This window comes from Mycobacterium sp. NGS17, from assembly GCF_059813205.1.
On the sequence record NZ_JCALED010000003.1, the window covers coordinates 42,990 to 61,031 of the forward strand.

At 66.7% G+C, this 18,042-nt stretch carries 17 protein-coding genes, 2 tRNA genes and 1 pseudogene; 7 read left to right on the top strand and 13 right to left on the bottom strand.

Annotated elements, in window-relative coordinates; translation table 11 throughout:
* The first annotated feature begins 21 nt into the window (after positions 1-21).
* Complete coding sequence (gene mutT1, locus AC5Y7E_RS08010; protein WP_499920168.1) at positions 22-969, top strand: 8-oxo-(d)GTP phosphatase MutT1; 948 nt, start codon at positions 22-24, stop codon at positions 967-969.
* Positions 970-1,057: 88 nt separating this feature from the next.
* Here the strand turns inward: mutT1 and AC5Y7E_RS08015 are convergent, their stop codons facing one another.
* From AC5Y7E_RS08015 to leuC, 3 genes are all read right to left on the bottom strand, one after another.
* Complete coding sequence (locus AC5Y7E_RS08015) at positions 1,058-1,702, bottom strand: HU family DNA-binding protein (protein WP_499920167.1); 645 nt, start codon at positions 1,700-1,702, stop codon at positions 1,058-1,060.
* 199 nt (positions 1,703-1,901) lie between these two features.
* Positions 1,902-2,510, bottom strand: a complete 609-nt coding sequence (leuD, locus tag AC5Y7E_RS08020; protein ID WP_499920235.1) for a 3-isopropylmalate dehydratase small subunit — start codon at positions 2,508-2,510, stop codon at positions 1,902-1,904.
* A gap of 26 nt (positions 2,511-2,536) precedes the next feature.
* A complete protein-coding gene (gene leuC, locus AC5Y7E_RS08025) occupies positions 2,537-3,976 on the bottom strand; it encodes a 3-isopropylmalate dehydratase large subunit (RefSeq protein ID WP_499948378.1) in 1,440 nt (479 codons plus the stop codon).
* Positions 3,977-4,061: 85 nt separating this feature from the next.
* Here leuC and AC5Y7E_RS08030 point away from each other — a divergent pair, with 85 nt between their 5' ends.
* On the top strand, positions 4,062-4,763 hold the full coding sequence (locus tag AC5Y7E_RS08030; RefSeq protein WP_499948379.1) for an IclR family transcriptional regulator: 702 nt from the start codon (positions 4,062-4,064) through the stop codon (positions 4,761-4,763).
* Positions 4,764-4,875: 112 nt separating this feature from the next.
* Entirely contained in the window at positions 4,876-5,388 is a 513-nt protein-coding gene (locus tag AC5Y7E_RS08035; protein WP_499948381.1) for a pyridoxamine 5'-phosphate oxidase family protein, read from the top strand.
* Between the two features lie 12 nt (positions 5,389-5,400).
* Here the strand turns inward: AC5Y7E_RS08035 and AC5Y7E_RS08040 are convergent.
* The 4 genes from AC5Y7E_RS08040 to AC5Y7E_RS08055 form a co-directional block, all read right to left on the bottom strand.
* Positions 5,401-5,473: transfer RNA gene (locus tag AC5Y7E_RS08040), tRNA-Glu, on the bottom strand.
* Between the two features lie 73 nt (positions 5,474-5,546).
* Positions 5,547-5,618: transfer RNA gene (locus AC5Y7E_RS08045), tRNA-Gln, on the bottom strand.
* Positions 5,619-5,764: 146 nt separating this feature from the next.
* Complete coding sequence (gene gltX, locus AC5Y7E_RS08050) at positions 5,765-7,246, bottom strand: glutamate--tRNA ligase (RefSeq protein ID WP_499948383.1); 1,482 nt, start codon at positions 7,244-7,246, stop codon at positions 5,765-5,767.
* Entirely contained in the window at positions 7,243-8,049 is an 807-nt protein-coding gene (locus tag AC5Y7E_RS08055) for a fumarylacetoacetate hydrolase family protein (protein ID WP_499920162.1), read from the bottom strand. Before AC5Y7E_RS08055 ends, gltX begins: the two co-directional genes overlap by 4 nt.
* 176 nt (positions 8,050-8,225) lie before the next feature.
* Here AC5Y7E_RS08055 and AC5Y7E_RS08060 point away from each other — a divergent pair, with 176 nt between their 5' ends.
* On the top strand, positions 8,226-9,530 hold the full coding sequence (locus AC5Y7E_RS08060) for an MFS transporter (RefSeq protein WP_499948385.1): 1,305 nt from the start codon (positions 8,226-8,228) through the stop codon (positions 9,528-9,530).
* On the opposite strand, the gene AC5Y7E_RS08065 is transcribed toward AC5Y7E_RS08060, so the two are convergent.
* Positions 9,430-10,440: a 3-isopropylmalate dehydrogenase gene (locus AC5Y7E_RS08065; RefSeq protein ID WP_499948386.1), complete on the bottom strand. Its 1,011-nt coding sequence runs from the start codon at positions 10,438-10,440 to the stop codon at positions 9,430-9,432. The two genes, AC5Y7E_RS08060 and AC5Y7E_RS08065, sit on opposite strands and share 101 nt — an antisense overlap.
* A 37-nt stretch (positions 10,441-10,477) precedes the next feature.
* Entirely contained in the window at positions 10,478-12,064 is a 1,587-nt protein-coding gene (gene serA, locus AC5Y7E_RS08070) for a phosphoglycerate dehydrogenase (protein ID WP_499920159.1), read from the bottom strand.
* An 11-nt stretch (positions 12,065-12,075) separates the two neighbouring features.
* On the opposite strand from serA, the pseudogene AC5Y7E_RS08075 reads away from it, so the two are divergent.
* Positions 12,076-12,186 (top strand): annotated as a pseudogene (locus AC5Y7E_RS08075) (hypothetical protein); the annotation flags it as partial.
* Between the two features lie 19 nt (positions 12,187-12,205).
* On the top strand, positions 12,206-12,805 hold the full coding sequence (gene wrbA / locus AC5Y7E_RS08080) for an NAD(P)H:quinone oxidoreductase (protein ID WP_499948389.1): 600 nt from the start codon (positions 12,206-12,208) through the stop codon (positions 12,803-12,805).
* A gap of 94 nt (positions 12,806-12,899) precedes the next feature.
* Here wrbA and ilvC read toward each other — a convergent pair whose 3' ends face one another.
* Genes ilvC through AC5Y7E_RS08095 form a run of 3 tightly spaced genes read right to left on the bottom strand, consistent with a single transcriptional unit; the run spans position 12,900 to position 16,303 of the window.
* A complete protein-coding gene (ilvC, locus tag AC5Y7E_RS08085; RefSeq protein ID WP_499920234.1) occupies positions 12,900-13,901 on the bottom strand; it encodes a ketol-acid reductoisomerase in 1,002 nt (333 codons plus the stop codon).
* A gap of 33 nt (positions 13,902-13,934) precedes the next feature.
* Complete coding sequence (gene ilvN, locus AC5Y7E_RS08090; protein WP_499920157.1) at positions 13,935-14,435, bottom strand: acetolactate synthase small subunit; 501 nt, start codon at positions 14,433-14,435, stop codon at positions 13,935-13,937.
* Entirely contained in the window at positions 14,435-16,303 is a 1,869-nt protein-coding gene (locus tag AC5Y7E_RS08095) for an acetolactate synthase large subunit (RefSeq protein ID WP_499948392.1), read from the bottom strand. Before AC5Y7E_RS08095 ends, ilvN begins: the two co-directional genes overlap by 1 nt.
* Before the next feature lie 356 nt (positions 16,304-16,659).
* Between AC5Y7E_RS08095 and AC5Y7E_RS08100 the strand changes: the two genes are divergently transcribed.
* A complete protein-coding gene (locus AC5Y7E_RS08100) occupies positions 16,660-17,016 on the top strand; it encodes a PH domain-containing protein (protein ID WP_499920233.1) in 357 nt (118 codons plus the stop codon).
* Here AC5Y7E_RS08100 and AC5Y7E_RS08105 read toward each other — a convergent pair whose 3' ends face one another.
* The gene (locus tag AC5Y7E_RS08105; protein ID WP_499920155.1) at positions 17,017-17,874 is read right to left on the bottom strand and encodes a DoxX family protein; all 858 of its coding nucleotides are present in this window, start codon (positions 17,872-17,874) and stop codon (positions 17,017-17,019) included.
* Positions 17,875-18,042 lie beyond the last annotated feature (168 nt).

An 18,042-nucleotide genomic window follows, 5' to 3' on the forward strand; every position in this document is an offset into this window, starting at 1 on the left:
AATTGATCTGCAGGAGTTGAGGTGCCGACCCAGAATTCCTCCGCCGCACGGCGCTCTGGAAGCCGAGTCGTCTACGCCGCCGGTGCGGTGCTGTGGCGGCCGGGCGATGGTGATGCGGGCGACCGCGACATCGAAATCGCCGTCATTCACCGTCCCCGGTATGACGACTGGTCACTGCCCAAGGGCAAGGTCGACCCCGGCGAGACGGCGCCGGTGACGGCGGTGCGCGAGGTGCACGAGGAGACGGGTCAGCACGCCGTCCTCGGCAGGCGGCTCGACTTGGTGAGTTACCCGATCGACCAGGGCGTCAAAAAGGTCTGCTACTGGGCGGCGCGCTCCACCGGCGGGGACTTCGCTCCCGGCAACGAGGTGGACGGATTGCTGTGGCTGCCGATCGCCGAGGCGATGCAGAAGCTGGATTACGCGCAAGACCGAAAAGTGCTGCGCCACTTCAACAAGAAGCCCGCCGACACGCATACCCTGTTGGTGGTCCGGCACGGCACGGCCGGCCGCAAATCGCGTTTCTCCGGCGACGACGCCAAGCGGCCGCTGGACAAGCGTGGACGTGCGCAGGCCGAGGCGCTGGTGCCGCAGCTGCTCGCCTTCGGCGCGTCGCAGGTGCATGCGGCCGACCGCGTTCGCTGCCACCAGACCGTGGAACCGCTTGCCGAGGATCTGGACGTACCCGTGCACAACGAGCCCACCCTTACCGAAGAGGCCTATGCCAAGAACGCGAAACGCGGACGCCACCGGATGCTGGATATCGCCGAGCAGCAAGGCACCCGCGTTGTCTGCACTCAGGGCAAGGTGATTCCGGATTTGATCGAGTGGTGGTGTCAGCGCGATGGCGTGCGGCCCGACAAATCGCGCAACCACAAGGGCAGCACCTGGGTGCTGTCGCTGTCAGACGGACGGTTGGTGGCTGCCGACCACATCGGCGGCGCGCTGGCGGCCGACGTTCGGGCCTGACGCGATGGCGGCGACCCGCTAACGCACGAATACCCTTCGGGGGCTTCAATGCCGCCCGAAGGGTACTCGTGTCTAGAACTTGACTCCGCTACTTGCGACCGCGACGGGCGGTCGTCTTCTTTGCGGCCGCCTTGCGGGCGGGAGCCTTGCTCGCAGCCTTGCGGGCCGGAGCCTTGGTCGCGGCCTTCTTGGCCGGGGCCTTCTTGGCGGCAGTCTTCTTGGCCGGAGCCTTGGTCGCCGCCTTACGAACTGGAGCCTTCTTGGCCGCAGTCTTCTTGGCGGGAGCCTTGGTCGCGGCCTTGCGGGCCGGAGCCTTCTTGGCCGCAGTCTTCTTGGCTGCGGTCTTCTTGGCCGCGGTCTTCTTGGCGGGCGCCTTCTTCGCGGCGGTCTTCTTGGCCGCGCCGCTACCCCCTACGACACCGCGCTTGACGGCGGGGCCGTCCGACGGGAGGCGCTGTGCGCCAGACACAACCGCTTTGAACTGTGCACCGGGGCGGAACGCCGGGACGGACGTCGGCTTCACCTTCACCGTCTCACCGGTCCGCGGGTTGCGGGCCACCCGTGCTGCGCGGCGGCGCTGCTCGAACACACCGAACCCGGTGATGGTGACGCTGTCGCCCTTGTGTACCGCACGCACAATGGTGTCGACGACGTTCTCGACCGCTGCGGTCGCCTGTCGACGGTCCGTGTTCAATTTAGTTGTGAGCACATCAATGAGCTCTGCCTTGTTCATCAATCCCTCCGACGCTAGTGGTCCTCGATTTGAACCGACTAGTGGACACGGTAAACCCTCACCCAGCAAATTTCCAAGAGCCACGCGCAATTTCAAGGCAAAGCGTGCGACGTTTTCGCAATCCGGTTGCCGCCCTTGACCGGTGGAGGGTGCTGAAAATCGGCTCGGTTTAGTTAGCCGATCAAGCAGAAAAGCGGCTTCACCCGGCCGTTGAAGAGGTGGGCAGAGTGCGCGGTTTCCAGTCCGGATATGCCGCCTCGAAAGCTTGTATCTCATCGAGTTTCCGCAGCGTAAGGGCTATATCGTCAAGGCCCTCGAGCAGTCGCCATGCGGTATGGTCGTCAATCTTGAACGGCAGCACCGTCGTTCCCGCGGTGATATTTCGATCTTGAAGATTGACAGTGATTTCCAGTCCCGGGCTTTCCTCGATGAGCTTCCAGAGCAGTTCCACGCCGTCCTGAGAAACTTCGGCCGCCAGCAGCCCCGCCTTGCCGGCGTTGCCCCGGAAGATGTCACCGAATCGAGACGAGATGACCACCCGGAACCCGTAGTCCATCAGCGCCCACACCGCGTGCTCGCGCGACGATCCCGTCCCGAAATCGGGTCCCGCCACTAGCACCGAGCCGCGGTCAAAGGGGCTGAGATTTAGCACGAATGACGGATCCGACCGCCAGCTGGCGAACAGCCCGTCCTCGAAACCGGTTCGGGTGACACGCTTCAAATACACCGCCGGAATGATCTGATCGGTGTCGACATTGGAGCGCCGTAGCGGCACACCGATACCGGTGTGGGTGCGAAATGCTTCCATGCTCATCCCTTCAGAGTTCGAATTCGTCAGCTCAAATCGGCTGGAGCGGACAATCTGCCGCGTACCGCCGTCGCTGCCGCTACCGCCGGAGACACCAGATGCGTGCGACCGCCTTTACCCTGCCGCCCTTCGAAGTTGCGGTTAGATGTCGCGGCGCAGCGCTCCCCCGGCGCAAGCTGGTCGGGATTCATCCCCAGGCACATCGAGCAGCCCGCTTGGCGCCATTCGGCGCCCGCGGCGGTGAAAACCTCACCCAGCCCTTCGGCTTCGGCCTGCGCACGCACGCGCATCGAGCCCGGCACGACGAGCATCCGCACCCCCGACGCGATCTTGCGGCCGCGCAGCACGTCGGCGACGACCCGCAGATCCTCGATACGACCGTTGGTACAAGAGCCCACGAACACCGTGTCAACGGCGACGTCACGCATCGGCGTGCCTGGTGGAAGGTCCATATATGCCAACGCTTTCTCAGCCGCCTGACGCTGCGCGTCGTCGGTCATCAGCTCGGGGTCCGGCACGGCGCCGGCCAACGGCACACCCTGGCCGGGGTTGGTGCCCCACGTCACGAACGGGCTCAGCGACGCGGCGTCGAGATAGACCTCGGTGTCGAATTCGGCGCCGGGGTCGGTGTGCAGCTGCCGCCAATAGCTCATCGCCGCATCCCATTGCGCCCCCTGCGGGGCGTGCGGGCGGTCACGCAGGAATTCAAACGTGGTTTCGTCCGGAGCCACCATTCCCGCCCGAGCACCCGCTTCGATGCTCATATTGCAGACGGTCATCCGTCCTTCCATCGACAGCGATTCGATGGCGCTGCCTCGATATTCGATGACGTGCCCCTGCCCACCGCCGGTACCGATCTTGGCGATCAGGGCGAGGATGATGTCCTTGGCCGTCACACCGGCGGGCAGCTGCCCGTCGACATTGACCGCCATCGTCTTGAACGGCCGCAGCGGCAGCGTCTGGGTGGCCAGCACGTGCTCGACCTCCGAAGTGCCAATTCCCATGGCCAGCGCGCCGAATGCGCCGTGCGTCGAGGTGTGGCTATCGCCACACACGACCGTCATTCCGGGCTGCGTGAGACCCAGCTGCGGCCCGACCACATGCACGATCCCCTGCTCGACGTTGCCCATGGGATATAGCCGCACACCGAATTCGGCACAATTTCGGCGCAATGTCTCGACCTGGGTCCGCGACACCGGGTCGGCGATCGGCTTGTCGATATCGGTGGTCGGAACGTTGTGATCCTCGGTGGCCAGCGTCAAGTCGGGGCGGCGCACCGGCCGGCCGGCCAGGCGCAGGCCGTCGAAAGCCTGCGGGCTGGTGACCTCGTGCACCAGATGCAGATCGATGTAGATCAAGTCCGGCTCGCTGGCACCACCGGATACCACAACGTGGTCATCCCATACTTTTTCGGCCAGAGTGCGCGGTTTGGTGGCGACCCCGGCCGCCCCTTGGTCGATTCCCATATCGAACTCGCCTCAATTCGCCTCGGTTGCGGCTCGCCGATCATTCGGGCTGTGATCTCAGAGTGCGAGACGCTAGTATCTCCTTGTGAGACAGCATAGCGGTATCGGCGTCCTGGACAAAGCCGTGGGAATCCTGCACACGATCTCTCAATCGCCCTGTGGGTTGGCCGAACTGTGTGAGCGGACCTCGCTACCGCGCGCCACCGCGTACCGGCTGGCCGCCGCCCTCGAAGTCCATCGCCTGCTGGCACGCGACGAAGAGGGACGCTGGCTGCTCGGTCCGGCCGTCACCGAACTGGCGGCCCACGTCAACGATCCCCTGCTGACGGCCAGCGCCGCGGTGCTCCCGATGTTGCGCGAAACGACCGGGGAGAGCGTGCAGCTGTACCGTCGCGAGGGCACCGACCGCGTCTGCGTGGCCGCACTGGAACCCGCTGCGGGCCTTCGCGATACGGTTCCCATCGGGGCGCGATTGCCGATGACGGCCGGGTCGGGCGCCAAAGTGCTACTGGCCCATAGCGACGTGGCCACCCAGAAGGCGGTGCTCGCGAGGGCGAAATTCACCGAACGAACGCTGGCCGAGGTGCGGCGGCGGGGCTGGGCCCAAAGCGTGGCCGAGCGCGAGCCGGGCGTGGCGAGTGTGTCGGCCCCGGTGCGCGATAGCCGCGGCGCCGTCGTCGCGGCCATCTCGGTCTCGGGCCCCATCGACCGGATCGGCCGGCGCCCCGGGGCACGCTGGGCCGCCGATCTGCTCTCTGCCGCCGAAGCTCTCACCCGCCGCCTCTGAGCCATCGGCCAGTGTGCGTCCAGGGCGGCGTAATCGGGAATTCGTCGCCCTCGGCGCACGCTCAACGCCACCAATGCACAGTCACCGCAACCCGCCTGACAGACTGGCCGGCATGGGAACCAATCAGCGCGCGAGCATCGTCATGTCCGAAGACGAGATCGTCGACTTCGTCGTGAAAAGCCGCACCGGCACGCTGGCCACCGTCGGCGCCGACGGCCAGCCCCATCTGACCGCCATGTGGTACGCCGTCGTCGACGGCGAGATCTGGCTGGAGACCAAGGCCAAGTCGCAGAAGGCGATCAACCTCAAGCGCGATCCGCGCGTGAGCTTTCTGATCGAGGACGGCCACACCTACGACACGCTGCGCGGGGTGTCCTTCGAGGGCGTCGCCGAGATCGTCGACGATCCCGACGTCTCACATCGCGTGGGAGTCAGCGTCTGGGAGCGCTACACCGGCCCCTACAGCGACGACATGAAACCGTTTGTCGAGCAGATGATGAACAAGCGGGTCTGCGTTCGCATTGTGGCCCGCCGGGCTCGTTCGTGGGATCACCGCAAACTGGGCTTGCCGGCCATGCCGGTCGGCGGATCGACCGCACCGGCAGTCCTGGGGACCGACCAGTAGCTGCGATGTTTGTAGCCCCGATGGGATTCGAACCCACGCTACCGCCGTGAGAGGGCGGCGTCCTAGGCCGCTAGACGACGGGGCCAGAAACGATCCGAGCAGTCAGCATAGCTCACCCCGCTAAGCCCACCTAATCGCTTGAGGGGGAGAAAATTTTGCTGGGGTACCAGGACTCGAACCTAGAATGGCTGAACCAGAATCAGCTGTGTTGCCAATTACACCATACCCCATTGGCTGCCTAAAACCGCTGGTCAGCGTCGATTGCGGGCTTTCATAAGCTCTTTGGAGTCCGCCGCCGCCAGCCGTCATCGGCCTTTCATAAACCGCAGTGCAGACTACCAAAGTCTCGACGGGCACTCCGCACGCGCGGTCTCGGTCACTCGAGCGGGGTCTGCCCGGCCGTCTCACGCGCCGCCTGCAGTCGCCGCATGCTACGGCCGCGGCCCAGCAGCTCCAGCGACTCGAACAACGGCGGGCTGATGGTCGTTCCGGTCGCACCCACCCTGATCGGACCGAACGCCTTGCGCGGCTTGAGGCCCAGGTCGTCGATGAGCGCGGCCTTGAGCGCGGCTTCGATCTGCGGCGCCGTCCAGTCGGCCACCGCCTCCAGCGCGGGCAGCGCCGCGTCCAGCACCGCGGCGCCGTCGGCTCCGAGCTCTTTGGCGACGGCCTTGGGGTCGAGCGCGTAGTCGTCGTCGTTGAGGAACTTCAGCAGTTCCCATGCGTCACCGAGCACCACGATCCGGGTCTGCACCAGCTCCGCGGCGGTGGCGAAGCTGGCGTCGTCCAGCTCGAGGCGATGACCGTGCACGTTGAGATAGTCGCGCAGCCTGGCGGCGAAGTCGTCGACCGCCAGCATCCGGATGTGCTCGGCGTTGAGCGCGTCGGCCTTCTTCTGGTCGAAGCGGGCGGGATTGGAGTTGACGTTGACCACATCGAACGCGGCCACCATCTCGTCGAGACTGAACACGTCGTGGTCGTCGGCGATGGCCCAGCCGAGCAACGCGAGATAGTTGAGCAGCCCTTCCGGGATGAAGCCCCGGTCGCGGTGAGCGAACAGGTTCGACTGCGGGTCGCGCTTGGAGAGTTTTTTGGTTCCCTCGCCCAATACCGTTGGGAGGTGCGCGAACTGCGGAGTGCGCTCGGCCACGCCGATCCGGATCAGCGCCCGGTACAGCGCCAGCTGCCGCGGCGTCGACGGCAGCAGATCCTCGCCGCGCAGGACATGGGTGATCTTCATCAGCGCGTCATCGCACGGGTTGACCAAGGTGTACAACGGATCTCCGTTGGCGCGGCTCAACGCGAAATCGGGCACGGACCCGGCGGCGAAGCTCGTGGCGCCGCGAACCAGGTCGTCCCACGCGAGGTCTTCGTCGGGCATCCGCAGCCGCACGACGGGTTTGCGGCCCTCGGCCAGGAACGCGGCACGCTGGGAATCGGTCAGCTGCCGATCGAAATTGTCGTAGCCCAGCTTGGGATTACGGCCGGCGGCGACGTGGCGCGCCTCCACCTCCTCCGGCGTGGAGAAGGCGTAGTAGGCCTCCCCCGCTTCGAGCAGCTTGGCCACGACATCGTGATAGATCTCACTGCGCAGTGACTGGCGGTAGGGGCCATAGGGTCCGCCGACCTCTGGTCCCTCGTCCCAATCCAGGCCCAGCCAGCGCAGCGCGTCCAGTAGCGCCAGATAGCTTTCCTCGCTGTCGCGTTGCGCATCGGTGTCCTCGATGCGAAAGACGAAGGTGCCCCCGGTGTGTCGGGCGTAGGCCCAATTGAACAGCGCGGTGCGGACCATTCCGACGTGCGGCGTGCCGGTTGGCGAGGGACAGAATCGAACGCGGACGTGGGCTGGGGCAGTCACGATTTTCCTTTGCGGACCACGGGATTGGTGAGGGTGCCGATGCCCTCGATGGTGATGGAGACGCTGTCGCCGTCCTCGATGGGACCGACACCCGCGGGTGTCCCGGTGAGGATGATGTCGCCCGGCAGCAAGGTCATCACGGCCGAGATCCACTCCACGATCGACCCGATGTCGTGAATCAGCAGTGAGGTGCGGCTGCGCTGCTTGACGTCGCCGTTGACCTCGGTGCGCAATTCGAGATCGCCCGGGTCCAGCGGTTTGAGGTCGGTGACGATCCACGGCCCCACCGGGCAGAAGGTGTCATGCCCTTTGGCCCTGGTCCACTGGCCATCGGATTTTTGTTGATCGCGCGCCGACACGTCGTTGCCGATGGTGTAGCCGAGGATGTTCTCCGCCGCCTGCGCGGCCGAGACGTCCTTGCAGGGCCGGCCGATGACCACCGCCAGCTCGCCCTCGAAGTGCACCGGTGATGCGTTGGCGGGCAAGCGAATAGGCACGTTCGGCCCGATGATCGCGGTGTTGGGTTTGAGGAAGATCACCGGATCCACCGGGGCCGGCCCGGTCATGTCCTTCATTTCGGCGATGTGATCGGCGTAATTCTTCCCCACGCACACCACCTTGCTGGCCAGTATCGGGGCGAGCAGCCGGACGTCGGCCAGCGGCCATGATCGGCCGGTGAAGTTCGGCGTGCCGAATGGATGCTCGGCGATCTCGCGCGCGATCATCTCGGCGGGGTCGTCGAGTTCGCCTTCGATACTCACGAAGGCGACACCGTCCGGGCTGGCGATTCGACCAAGGCGCATTCGGTTGAGCCTAGTGACGGTCGCGAGCGCGGCGTAGCCGGGCGTGGCGGGCCGTCACCATTCGAGCCAGTGACGGTCGCGAGCGCGGCGTAGCCGGGCGTGGCGGGGGGCACCGCGGCGGGGGCACCGCCACAAGTCCTACCCCTAAAATTCGCGTTGGTATGCAAGCATGGGGAATGCAGACCGACCCGGCCGCGACGCCCGAAATAGGCGCCGGCGCGCGCTGGTCGATCATGATCGCTTCGCTGCTGGCAACGGCGAGTTCGTTCCTCTTCATCAACGGCGTCGCGTTCCTCATCCCGTCGCTGCAGGCCGCGCGCGGAATCCGGCTCGACGAGGCGGGCCTGCTGGCCTCGATGCCCAGCTGGGGCATGGTGGTCACGCTGGTGCTCTGGGGATACGTGCTGGACCGGGTCGGCGAGCGGGTAGTGATGGCCACCGGCTCGGCGCTGACCGCGGTAGCGGCCTACGCCGCGGCCTCGGCGCATTCGATGGTGATGATCGCCGTGTACCTGTTTCTCGGCGGCATGGCCGCCGCCAGCTGCAACACGGCCGGCGGGCGGTTGGTGTCCGCCTGGTTTCCGCCACACCAGCGCGGGCTGGCGATGGGCATCCGCCAAACCGCGCAACCCCTGGGAATCGCGTTGGGCGCCATGATAATTCCCGAGCTTGCCGAACACGGGCCGCGCGCCGGCCTTCGGTTCACCGCACTGGCGTGCACGCTCGGGGCGATCGTAAGCATCATCGGCATCGTCGACCCGCCGCGCAAGCCCCGCGCCAGCGCCAGCGTTCAGGAACTCGCCAGCCCGTACCGAGGGTCGTTGACACTGTGGCGAATTCACGCGGTGGCGGGTCTGCTGATGATGCCGCAAACGGTGACCGTGACGTTCATGCTGGTGTGGTTGATCAGGAACCTGCACTGGTCGGTCGCGGCCGCCGGCGGGTTGGTCACTCTCTCGCAGCTGCTCGGCGCGGTCGGCCGCGTGGCCGTGGGCCGCTGGTCCGATCGGCTCGGCTCACGCATGCGACCCGTGCGCTACATCGCGACCGCCGCCGTGCTCGCTCTTCTGTTGCTGGCTTGGGCCGATTACGTGAACACCCGGTGGCAGGTGGTGCTGATGGTCGCCATCGCGGTGATCGCGGTTCTCGACAACGGGCTGGAAGCCACCGCCATAACCGAATTCGCCGGCCCGTACTGGAGCGGCCGTGCCCTGGGCATCCAGAACACCACCCAGCGAATGATGGCGGCCGCGGGGCCTCCGCTCTTCGGCGCCTTGATCTCGGCCGCGAAATACCCACCGGCATGGCTGTTGTGCGCGTTGTTCCCCTTGGCGGCCGTGCCGCTGGTACCGACGCGGTTGGTGCCGCCCGGCCTGGAGATCAAAGCCCGGCAGCAATCCGTTCGCCGACTTCGGTGGTGGCGCGCCGTTCGTTCCCTCTCGTTGCCAGATACTGCTCGACGGCCCGGTCCACCCGCATAGCGGCGTCGTCTTCGCCGAGATGGGCGAGCAGGAGCGCCACCGACATGATGGCGGCGGTCGGATCGGCGATGCCCTGTCCGGCGATGTCCGGAGCGCTGCCGTGGACCGGCTCGAACATGGAGGGATTCGCCCGCGTGCCGTCGATATTTCCACTGGCCGCCAAGCCAATTCCCCCGCATACCGCCGCCGACAGGTCGGTGATGATGTCGCCGAACAGGTTGTCGGTGACGATCACGTCGAAGCGGCCGGGGTCGGTGACCATGAAGATGGTCGCGGCGTCGATGTGTTGGTACGCCACCTCGACGTCGGGGTAGTCGCGGCCGACCTCGGCGACGATGCGCGACCACAGCTTGCCGGCGAAGGTGAGCACGTTCGTTTTGTGCACCAGTGTCAAGTGCTTTCGGCGTCGCTGCGCCCGCTCGAACGCGTCGGCCACCACGCGGCGCACACCGAATGCCGTGTTCTGGCTTACCTCGGTCGCCACTTCGTTGGGCGTTCCGACGCGGATCGCGCCGCCGGTGCCGGTGTAGGGACCTTCCGTTCCCTCGCGCACCACCACGAAGTCGATCTCGGGGTTACCGGCCAGCGGGCTGTTCACCCCCGGGTACAGCCGGCCCGGCCGCAAGTTGATGTGGTGGTCCAGCTCGAAACGCAGGCGCAGCAACAACCCTCGCTCCAGCACGCCGCTGGGCACCGACGGGTCGCCGATGGCACCGAGCAGGATGGCGTCATGCGCGCGCAGCTCGTCGATGACCGAGTCCGGCAGCAGCTCACCGGTGGCGTGATACCGCCGCGCCCCGAGGTCGTAGCTGGTCTTGTCCACCCCGGGCAGCACCGTGTCCAGGACTTTGATGGCCTCGGAAATGACTTCGGGCCCGATACCGTCGCCCTCGATCACCGCCAGCTTCATCGGCGCCCCATCTCATCGCGTCGGTGCGCGTCAGCCGTCACGAGAGATCAACCACCTCAAGCTTGTTGGCGCCGACGGCCGCGCCGATTTCCGCCCGGACATCGCCCGGCACGTCTTGGTCCAGCCGCAGCAGGATCGTCGCGCTCGGGCCCTCGGCGTCCTCGGAAAGCTGCGCCGCTTCGATGTTCACCCCGGCCGACCCCAGCAAGGTGCCGATCTTGCCCAGCGCGCCGGGTTGGTCGACGTAGTTGATCACCAGGTTGATGCCCTGGGCACGCAGATCGAAGTTGCGGCCGTTGATCTGGACGATCTTCTCGACCAGCTGCGGCCCGGACAGGGTGCCCGCGACGTTGACGGCGGTGCCGTCGGGCGCGACTGCGCGCACGTCGACCACGCTGCGGTGGTTCGGGCTTTCCGAGGCGGTGCCGATTTCGGCGATGATGCCGCGTTCTTCGGCCAACGCCGGTGCGTTGACGAACGTCACCGGCCCCTCGACGACGGCCGAGAACAACCCCCGCAACGCCGAAAGCTTAAGCACCTCAACGTCTTCGGAGGCCAGCTCGCCGCGCACCTGTACCGACAGCGACACCGGCGGGCCGTCGGACAGGGTGGCGGCCAGCACCCCGAGCTTGCGCACCAGGTCCAGCCAGGGCGCGACCTCCTCGTTGACCACCCCACCGCCGACGTTGACCGCGTCGGGAACGAATTCGCCGGCCAGGGCGAGCTTGACGCTCGCGGCGACGTCGGTGCCGGCCCGGTCCTGAGCCTCTTCGGTCGACGCGCCCAGATGCGGCGTGACCACCACTTGCGGCAGCTCGAACAGCGGGCTGTCGGTGCACGGCTCTTTGGCGAAGACGTCCAGGCCGGCCGCGCGCACGTGGCCGCTGCGCACCGCGTCGGCCAGCGCGGCCTCGTCCACCAGACCACCGCGGGCGGCGTTGACGATGATGACGCCCGGCTTGGTCTTCGCCAGCGCGTCCTTGTCGATCAGACCCGCGGTCTCGGGTGTCTTCGGCAGGTGCACCGAGATGAAGTCGGCGCGGGTCAGCAGTTCGTCCAGCGTCAGCAGCTCGATGCCCAACTGTGCCGCGCGGGCCGGCGACACGTAGGGGTCGTAAGCGATCAGGTGGGTGCCGAAGGCGCTGAGCCGCTGGGCGACCAACTGCCCGATCCTCCCCAGGCCCACAACGCCGACCGTCTTGCCGAAGATCTCGGTGCCCGAGAAGGACGACCGCTTCCAGGCGTGTTCGCGCAACGAGGCATCGGCGGCCGGCACCTGCCGGGCAGCGGACAGTAACAACGCCAGCGCGTGCTCGGCGGCGCTGTGGATGTTCGACGTCGGCGCGTTGACCACCAGCACACCGCGCTCGGTGGCGGCGTCGACGTCGACGTTGTCCAGGCCTACCCCGGCGCGGGCGACGATCTTCAGCTTGGGCGCCGCCGCCAGCACCTCGGCGTCGACCGTGGTGGCCGAACGCACCAGCAGTGCGTCGGCCTCCGGCACGGCCGCCAGCAGCTTCTCGCGATCGGGGCCGTCTACCCAGCGCACCTCGACCTGGTCGCCCAGGGCTGCGACGGTTGATTCGGCAAGCTTGTCGGCAATGAGTACAACAGGCAGATTCACCCGGCCAGCCTATCGGCTGTAATCGACGCGCCGACGTCACCGTCGGCGGCAGCCGACCCGACGGGCCGACCGCCGCCGTAATCTGCGCCCGGGCCGGCCTGAACGTGCAGGTCGTCGAAGCTCACGGCCTACGATGACGCCGTGACGAAACTTGCGATCATCTACTACTCAGCCACCGGTCATGGCACCACGATGGCGCAGCGCGTTGCCGCCGCGGCCGAATCGGCGGGGGCCGAAGTCCGCCTGCGGCACGTCGCCGAAACGCAGGACCCCGAATCGTTCGCCCAAAACCCGGCCTGGACGGCGAATTATGAGGCCACCAAGGACCTTCCGTCGGCCACCGGCGACGACATCGTCTGGGCCGACGCGGTGATCTTCGGTTCACCGACCCGGTTCGGGTCCCCGGCAGCGCAGTTACGCACGTTCCTCGACTCGCTGGGCGGACTGTGGGCGCAGGGCAAGCTGGCGGACAAGGTGTATGCGGGCTTCACGTCGTCCAACACCATTCACGGTGGTCAAGAAACCACCCTGCTCTCGCTGTACATCACGCTGATGCATTTCGGCGGCATCATCGTGCCGCCGGGATACACCGACCCGTGCAAGTTCGTCGATGGCAATCCGTACGGGGCGAGCCTGGTTACCACCCACGACAACATCAACGAGTTCGACGAGCCCACCGGCGCCGCGCTCGAACACCTGGCCCGCCGGGTGGTGGCCGTCGCCGACCGGCTGGGTTCCTAACCGCCGAGCGTCACGCCAGCGTGACACCGGTGCTCGAGCGTCACGCCAGCGTGACACCGGTGCTCGAGCGTCACGCCAGCGTGACACAAAGACGCTAGGCGGTTTCGGTGATCGGCCGGTCGACCCAGCTCATCAGGTCGCGCAGCTTCTTGCCGGTGACCTCGATGGGGTGCTCGGCGTTTTCCTTGCGCAGCTGCTCGAGTTGCTTGTTGCCGCCTTCGACGTTGGCAACCAGCTTCTTGGTGAAGTCGCCGCTTTGGATGTCGCGCAGGATCTCTCGCATCCGCTCCTTGGTGCCGGCGTCGATCACGCGCGGACCGGACAGGTAGCCGCCGAATTCCGCGGTGTCGGACACCGAGTAGTTCATCCGGGCGATGCCGCCCTCGTACATCAGGTCGACGATCAGCTTCAGCTCGTGCAACACCTCGAAGTAGGCCATTTCCGGCGGGTAGCCCGCCTCGACCATCACGTCGAAACCGGTTTTCACCAATTCCTCTGTGCCACCGCACAACACGGCCTGCTCACCGAACAGGTCGGTCTCGGTCTCGTCCTTGAAGGTGGTCTTGATGACGCCGGCGCGGGTGCCGCCGATGGCCTTGGCGTAGGACAGGGCAAGCGCCTCGCCGTCGCCGGTGGGGTCCTGGTCGACGGCGATCAGGGCGGGCACACCCTTGCCGTCGACGAACTGACGACGCACCAGGTGGCCGGGGCCCTTGGGGGCGACCATCGCGACGGTGACGTTGGCCGGCGGCTTGATCAGGTCGAAGTGGATGTTGAGCCCGTGCCCGAAGAACAACGCGTCGCCGTCCTTCAGGTTGGGCTCGATGTCGTTTTTGAAGATGTCCGCCTGAGCGGTGTCGGGCGCCAGCAGCATGATCACGTCCGCCCACTTGGCGACCTCGGCCGGGGTGTCGACGTCCAGGCCCTGTTCGGCGACCTTGGCCCGCGACTTCGAGCCCTCTTTGAGACCCACCTTCACCTGCACCCCGGAATCACGCAGGCTCAGCGAGTGCGCGTGCCCTTGGCTGCCGTATCCGATGACACCGACCTTGCGGCCCTGGATGATGGTCAGGTCGGCATCGTCGTCGTAGAACATTTCTAGTGCCACTGTTGAATATCTCCTCGTGTGTTACTTGGCCGTGGCGATGCCGCGCGGACCGCGGGACAACGACACCACTCCCGATTGGACTATCTCGCGAATCCCGAAGGGTTCCAGGATCCGCAGCAGCGCCTCGATCTTGCCGCGGTCACCCGTCGCCTCGATCGTCAGCGCTTCGGTGGAAACGTCAATCACCTTGGCGCGGAACAGGTTCACCGCTTCGATCACCTGACTGCGGGTACCGGCGTCGGCGCGCACCTTGATCATCGCCAATTCCCGCGACACCGAGTTGTCGTCGTCCAGTTCGACAATCTTGATGACGTTGATCAGCTTGTTGAGCTGCTTGGTGATCTGTTCGAGCGGTGTCTCCTCGGCGGAGACCACGATCGTCATCCGCGACATGTCCTTCTGCTCGGTGGCACCGACGGCCAGCGATTCAATGTTGAACCCGCGCCGCGAGAACAGCGCCGCCACCCGGGCGAGCACGCCGGGCGTGTCCTCGACCAGCACCGACAGGGTATGGGTGTTCATCAGGCGTGGCCTTCGCTCTCGTCGTCGAACAGCGGGCGGATTCCGCGCGCCGCCTGGATCTCGTCATTGCTGGTGCCGGCGGCCACCATCGGCCACACCTGCGCGTCGGCGCCGACGATGAAGTCGATCACCACCGGGCGGTCGTTGATCGCGCGCGCCGCATTGATCACGTCCTCGACGTCTTCCGCACGCTCGCAACGCATTCCGACGCAGCCGAGCGCCTCCGCGAGCTTCACGAAATCGGGGATGCGATGCGAGTGCGTGGCCAGGTCGGTCTGCGAGTAGCGCTCGTCGTAGAACAGGGTCTGCCACTGGCGCACCATGCCCAAGTTGCCGTTGTTGATCAGTGCCACCTTGATCGGGATGCCCTCGACCGCGCAGGTGGCCAGCTCCTGGTTGGTCATCTGGAAGCAGCCATCGCCGTCGATCGCCCACACCTCGGCGTCCGGGCGGGCCATCTTGGCGCCCATGGCCGCCGGAATGGCAAACCCCATCGTGCCCAGCCCGCCGGAGTTGAGCCAGGTGCGCGGCTTCTCGTACGAAATGAATTGTGCCGCCCACATCTGGTGCTGGCCGACGCCGGCGACGTACAGGGCGTCCGGACCGGCCAACTGACCGAGCTTTTCGATGACGTACTCCGGGCCCAGGCTGCCGTCGCTCTGCGGGTCGTAGCTCAGCGGATAAGTGGACTGAACTTCGTTCAGGTAGGCCCACCACTCGGTCATGTCGAGCTTGCCGGGAATCCCGTCCTGGCGCAGCAACTCGAGCAGCTCGGCGATGACGGCCTTGACGTCGCCGACGATCGGGACGTCGGCGTGGCGGTTCTTACCGATCTCGGCCGGGTCGATGTCGGCGTGAATGACCTTGGCTTCGGGGGCGAAGGTGTCCAGCTTGCCGGTCACCCGGTCATCGAAGCGGGTTCCCAGCGCGATCAGCAGGTCGCTGCGCTGCAGCGCCGCCACCGCGGCGACGGTGCCGTGCATGCCGGGCATGCCCATGTGCTGCGGGTGGCTGTCCGGGAACGCCCCGCGCGCCATCAGCGTGGTCACCACGGGGATGCCGGTCAGCTCGGCCAGTTCGTAGAGTTGCTCGGTCGCCTCACCGCGGATGACACCGCCGCCCACGTAGAGCACCGGCTTGCGGGCGGCCGCGATCAGCTTGGCGGCCTCACGGATCTGCCGGCTGTGCGGTTTGGTGGTCGGCTTGTATCCGGGCAGGTTGACCCGCGGCGGCCAGCTGAACGTGCACTGGCCCTGCAGAACGTCTTTGGGGATGTCGACGAGCACCGCGCCGGGTCGGCCCGAGGAGGCGATGTGAAACGCCTCCGCGAGCACCTGCGGGATCTCGTTGCCCGAGCGGACCAGGAAGTTGTGCTTGGTGATCGGCATCGTGATGCCCGAGATGTCGGCTTCCTGGAAGGCATCGGTGCCGATCAGCGAGCGTCCGACCTGGCCGGTGACGGCCACGACGGGAATCGAATCCATCTGGGCGTCGGCCAGCGGGGTCACCAGGTTGGTAGCCCCGGGTCCCGACGTCGCCATGCAGACGCCGACCTTGCCGGTGGCATGCGCGTAGCCGCTGGCGGCATGTCCGGCGCCCTGCTCGTGCCGGACCAGCACGTGGCGCAACTTCTTCGAGTCGAACAGCGGGTCATACACCGGCAGCACCGCGCCGCCGGGAATGCCGAAGATGACCTCTACGCCGAGTTCCTCCAGCGAGCGGATCACCGATTGTGCGCCGGTGAGTTGCTCGGGCCCGATACGTTTCGGCTTGCCGGCCGCGGACTTCGCGGCGGGCAGGGCCGCGTCCGTGGCGATGTCCGCGGCGTCCGGTGTCGCGGAGGCGTGCTGCCTGATGGGAGCGCTCACTGTCGTTCAGTCCTCATTCATTCCGGGAGTCTCGCTGGGGGCAACAAAAAACCCCCGACAGCTCATCTGCTGCACGAGGGTTGCGCGTTGGTTCTGGATTGCTTCAGATGCTGAAGGTCAAGTCAGGCACCAACGCGCCGACTAATTACTACGAGCATCCCGGGCTTTCCGGAGGTATCCATAGCGTCCGACGGTAGCCTTCGCACAGCTCAGCAGTCAAATCCGTCACCGCCGGCGCCCGGCTTACCAGCTGGGTTGGCGGCGGAGCGCTTCGCGGGATCAATCCCGGTGGCGGATGAAATGATGGTGGGGTGGCCACCGGTTCGTCTCCCCAAACCCCGTCGACAGCGCCCGTCGTGATCAAGGTGTCGCCGATAGCGCACTTGGCCGTCGGATTCTTGACCCTGGGGCTGTTGATTCCGGTGCTGCTGTGGCCGCCGTCGCTTCCGCTGCTGCTCATTCCGGTGCTGCTGTCGGCGTTGATCGTCCGGTTACGCACCGTCGCCGACGACCAGGGCGTGACCGTTCGGACGCTGTTCGGCAGCCAGAAGGTGCGCTGGGACGAAATCGACGGGCTGCGCTTTCACCGCGGTTCATGGGGACGCGCGCGGCTCAAGAGCGGCGCCGAGCTGCGGCTGCCCGCGGTCACGTTCTCCACCCTGCCGGAGCTGACCGAGGCCAGCGCGGGGCGGGTGCCCAACCCCTACCGGTGATCAGCCGATCGGATTCACCCCGTTGAGCGCCACCCACACTCCGACACCCGCCGCGACGCCGGCCAGCAGCGCGACAAAGGACCCGATGAAGGGGCGGTGCGCCCAACCGCGGCGCACGTCCAGGCCGTAGCGGCCGGGACCGCACAGGACGACAGCGGCGGCCATGACGATCAGGGTGATCTGGTATTCGTGGCCCTCGGGCAGGAAGAACGAGAAGGTGCGCGAGTGCGGCCGCGCCGACACGCTGGCCAGTAGGCCGTTGATCAAAAACGCCAGCGCTCCGGCCGCCGCGATGGGGGTGAACAGGCCGAGTATCAGCAGCGCTCCCGCCACGGCCTCCCCGCCGGCGCTCACGTAGGCGAGGATGTCGGCGTGCTGGTAGCCGACATCGGACAGCGAGTTCTTGAACCCCGCGACGCCCGAGCCGCCCCACCAGCCGAACAGCTTCTGCAGTCCGTGGGCGCCGAGCACCACGCCCAGCCCGACACGCAGCAGCAGCAAACCGAGATGCTGCGTTCCACGCCGGCCGACATCGGGCCACCGGTCGTGGTGTTCATCGTCGTCGACCTCGACGGACCCGGAGTCATGCCGGGCCGCCGAATGCGGTTGGACGTAGGGCAAGGGCTCCTGCTGTTCCAGCAGGTGATAGCCCCCCGCGCCGGAGCCGGCGACTGCGGCGGCGCCGCCGTAGGGGATGACGGTGGTGGTCCCGGTCGACGGGTTGAAGTCGCCCGGGTAGCCGACTGGCGTCAGGTCATCTTCGGGATCGACCAGCCGCGCCGAGGCGGGGCGTCCCGGGGTCGGCTCCGGGGATTCGCCGGGCCTTTGCCAATGTGCGTCATTCGCTTGACTGGTCACGGGTGTCAGGGTAAGGGCATTCGGCCCTGAATTGGGGATTTGAGCGGCGCTTTCGCCTGGCAATCGGCGGTTTGCCCGCCAAACCGGTCCTGATGGGCTCCGAATGTGCCCGCAAACCGGTCCCGGCGCCCCCGGCCGATCGCCGGTCCGACCGAAGTCGGCTGCGGG

Excerpts from the sequence above, each read along its gene's own strand:
- ilvN (WP_499920157.1), bottom strand. The coding sequence starts at position 14,435 with ATGAACACCCATACCCTGTCGGTGCTGGTCGAGGACACGCCCGGCGTG.
- AC5Y7E_RS08060 (WP_499948385.1), top strand. The coding sequence starts at position 8,226 with ATGCAGACCGACCCGGCCGCGACGCCCGAAATAGGCGCCGGCGCGCGC.
- AC5Y7E_RS08065 (WP_499948386.1), bottom strand. The coding sequence starts at position 10,440 with ATGAAGCTGGCGGTGATCGAGGGCGACGGTATCGGGCCCGAAGTCATT.
- ilvC (WP_499920234.1), bottom strand. The coding sequence starts at position 13,901 with ATGTTCTACGACGACGATGCCGACCTGACCATCATCCAGGGCCGCAAG.
- AC5Y7E_RS08015 (WP_499920167.1), bottom strand. The coding sequence starts at position 1,702 with ATGAACAAGGCAGAGCTCATTGATGTGCTCACAACTAAATTGAACACG.
- AC5Y7E_RS08035 (WP_499948381.1), top strand. The coding sequence starts at position 4,876 with ATGGGAACCAATCAGCGCGCGAGCATCGTCATGTCCGAAGACGAGATC.
- leuD (WP_499920235.1), bottom strand. The coding sequence starts at position 2,510 with ATGGAAGCATTTCGCACCCACACCGGTATCGGTGTGCCGCTACGGCGC.
- leuC (WP_499948378.1), bottom strand. The coding sequence starts at position 3,976 with ATGGGAATCGACCAAGGGGCGGCCGGGGTCGCCACCAAACCGCGCACT.
- AC5Y7E_RS08055 (WP_499920162.1), bottom strand. The coding sequence starts at position 8,049 with ATGCGCCTTGGTCGAATCGCCAGCCCGGACGGTGTCGCCTTCGTGAGT.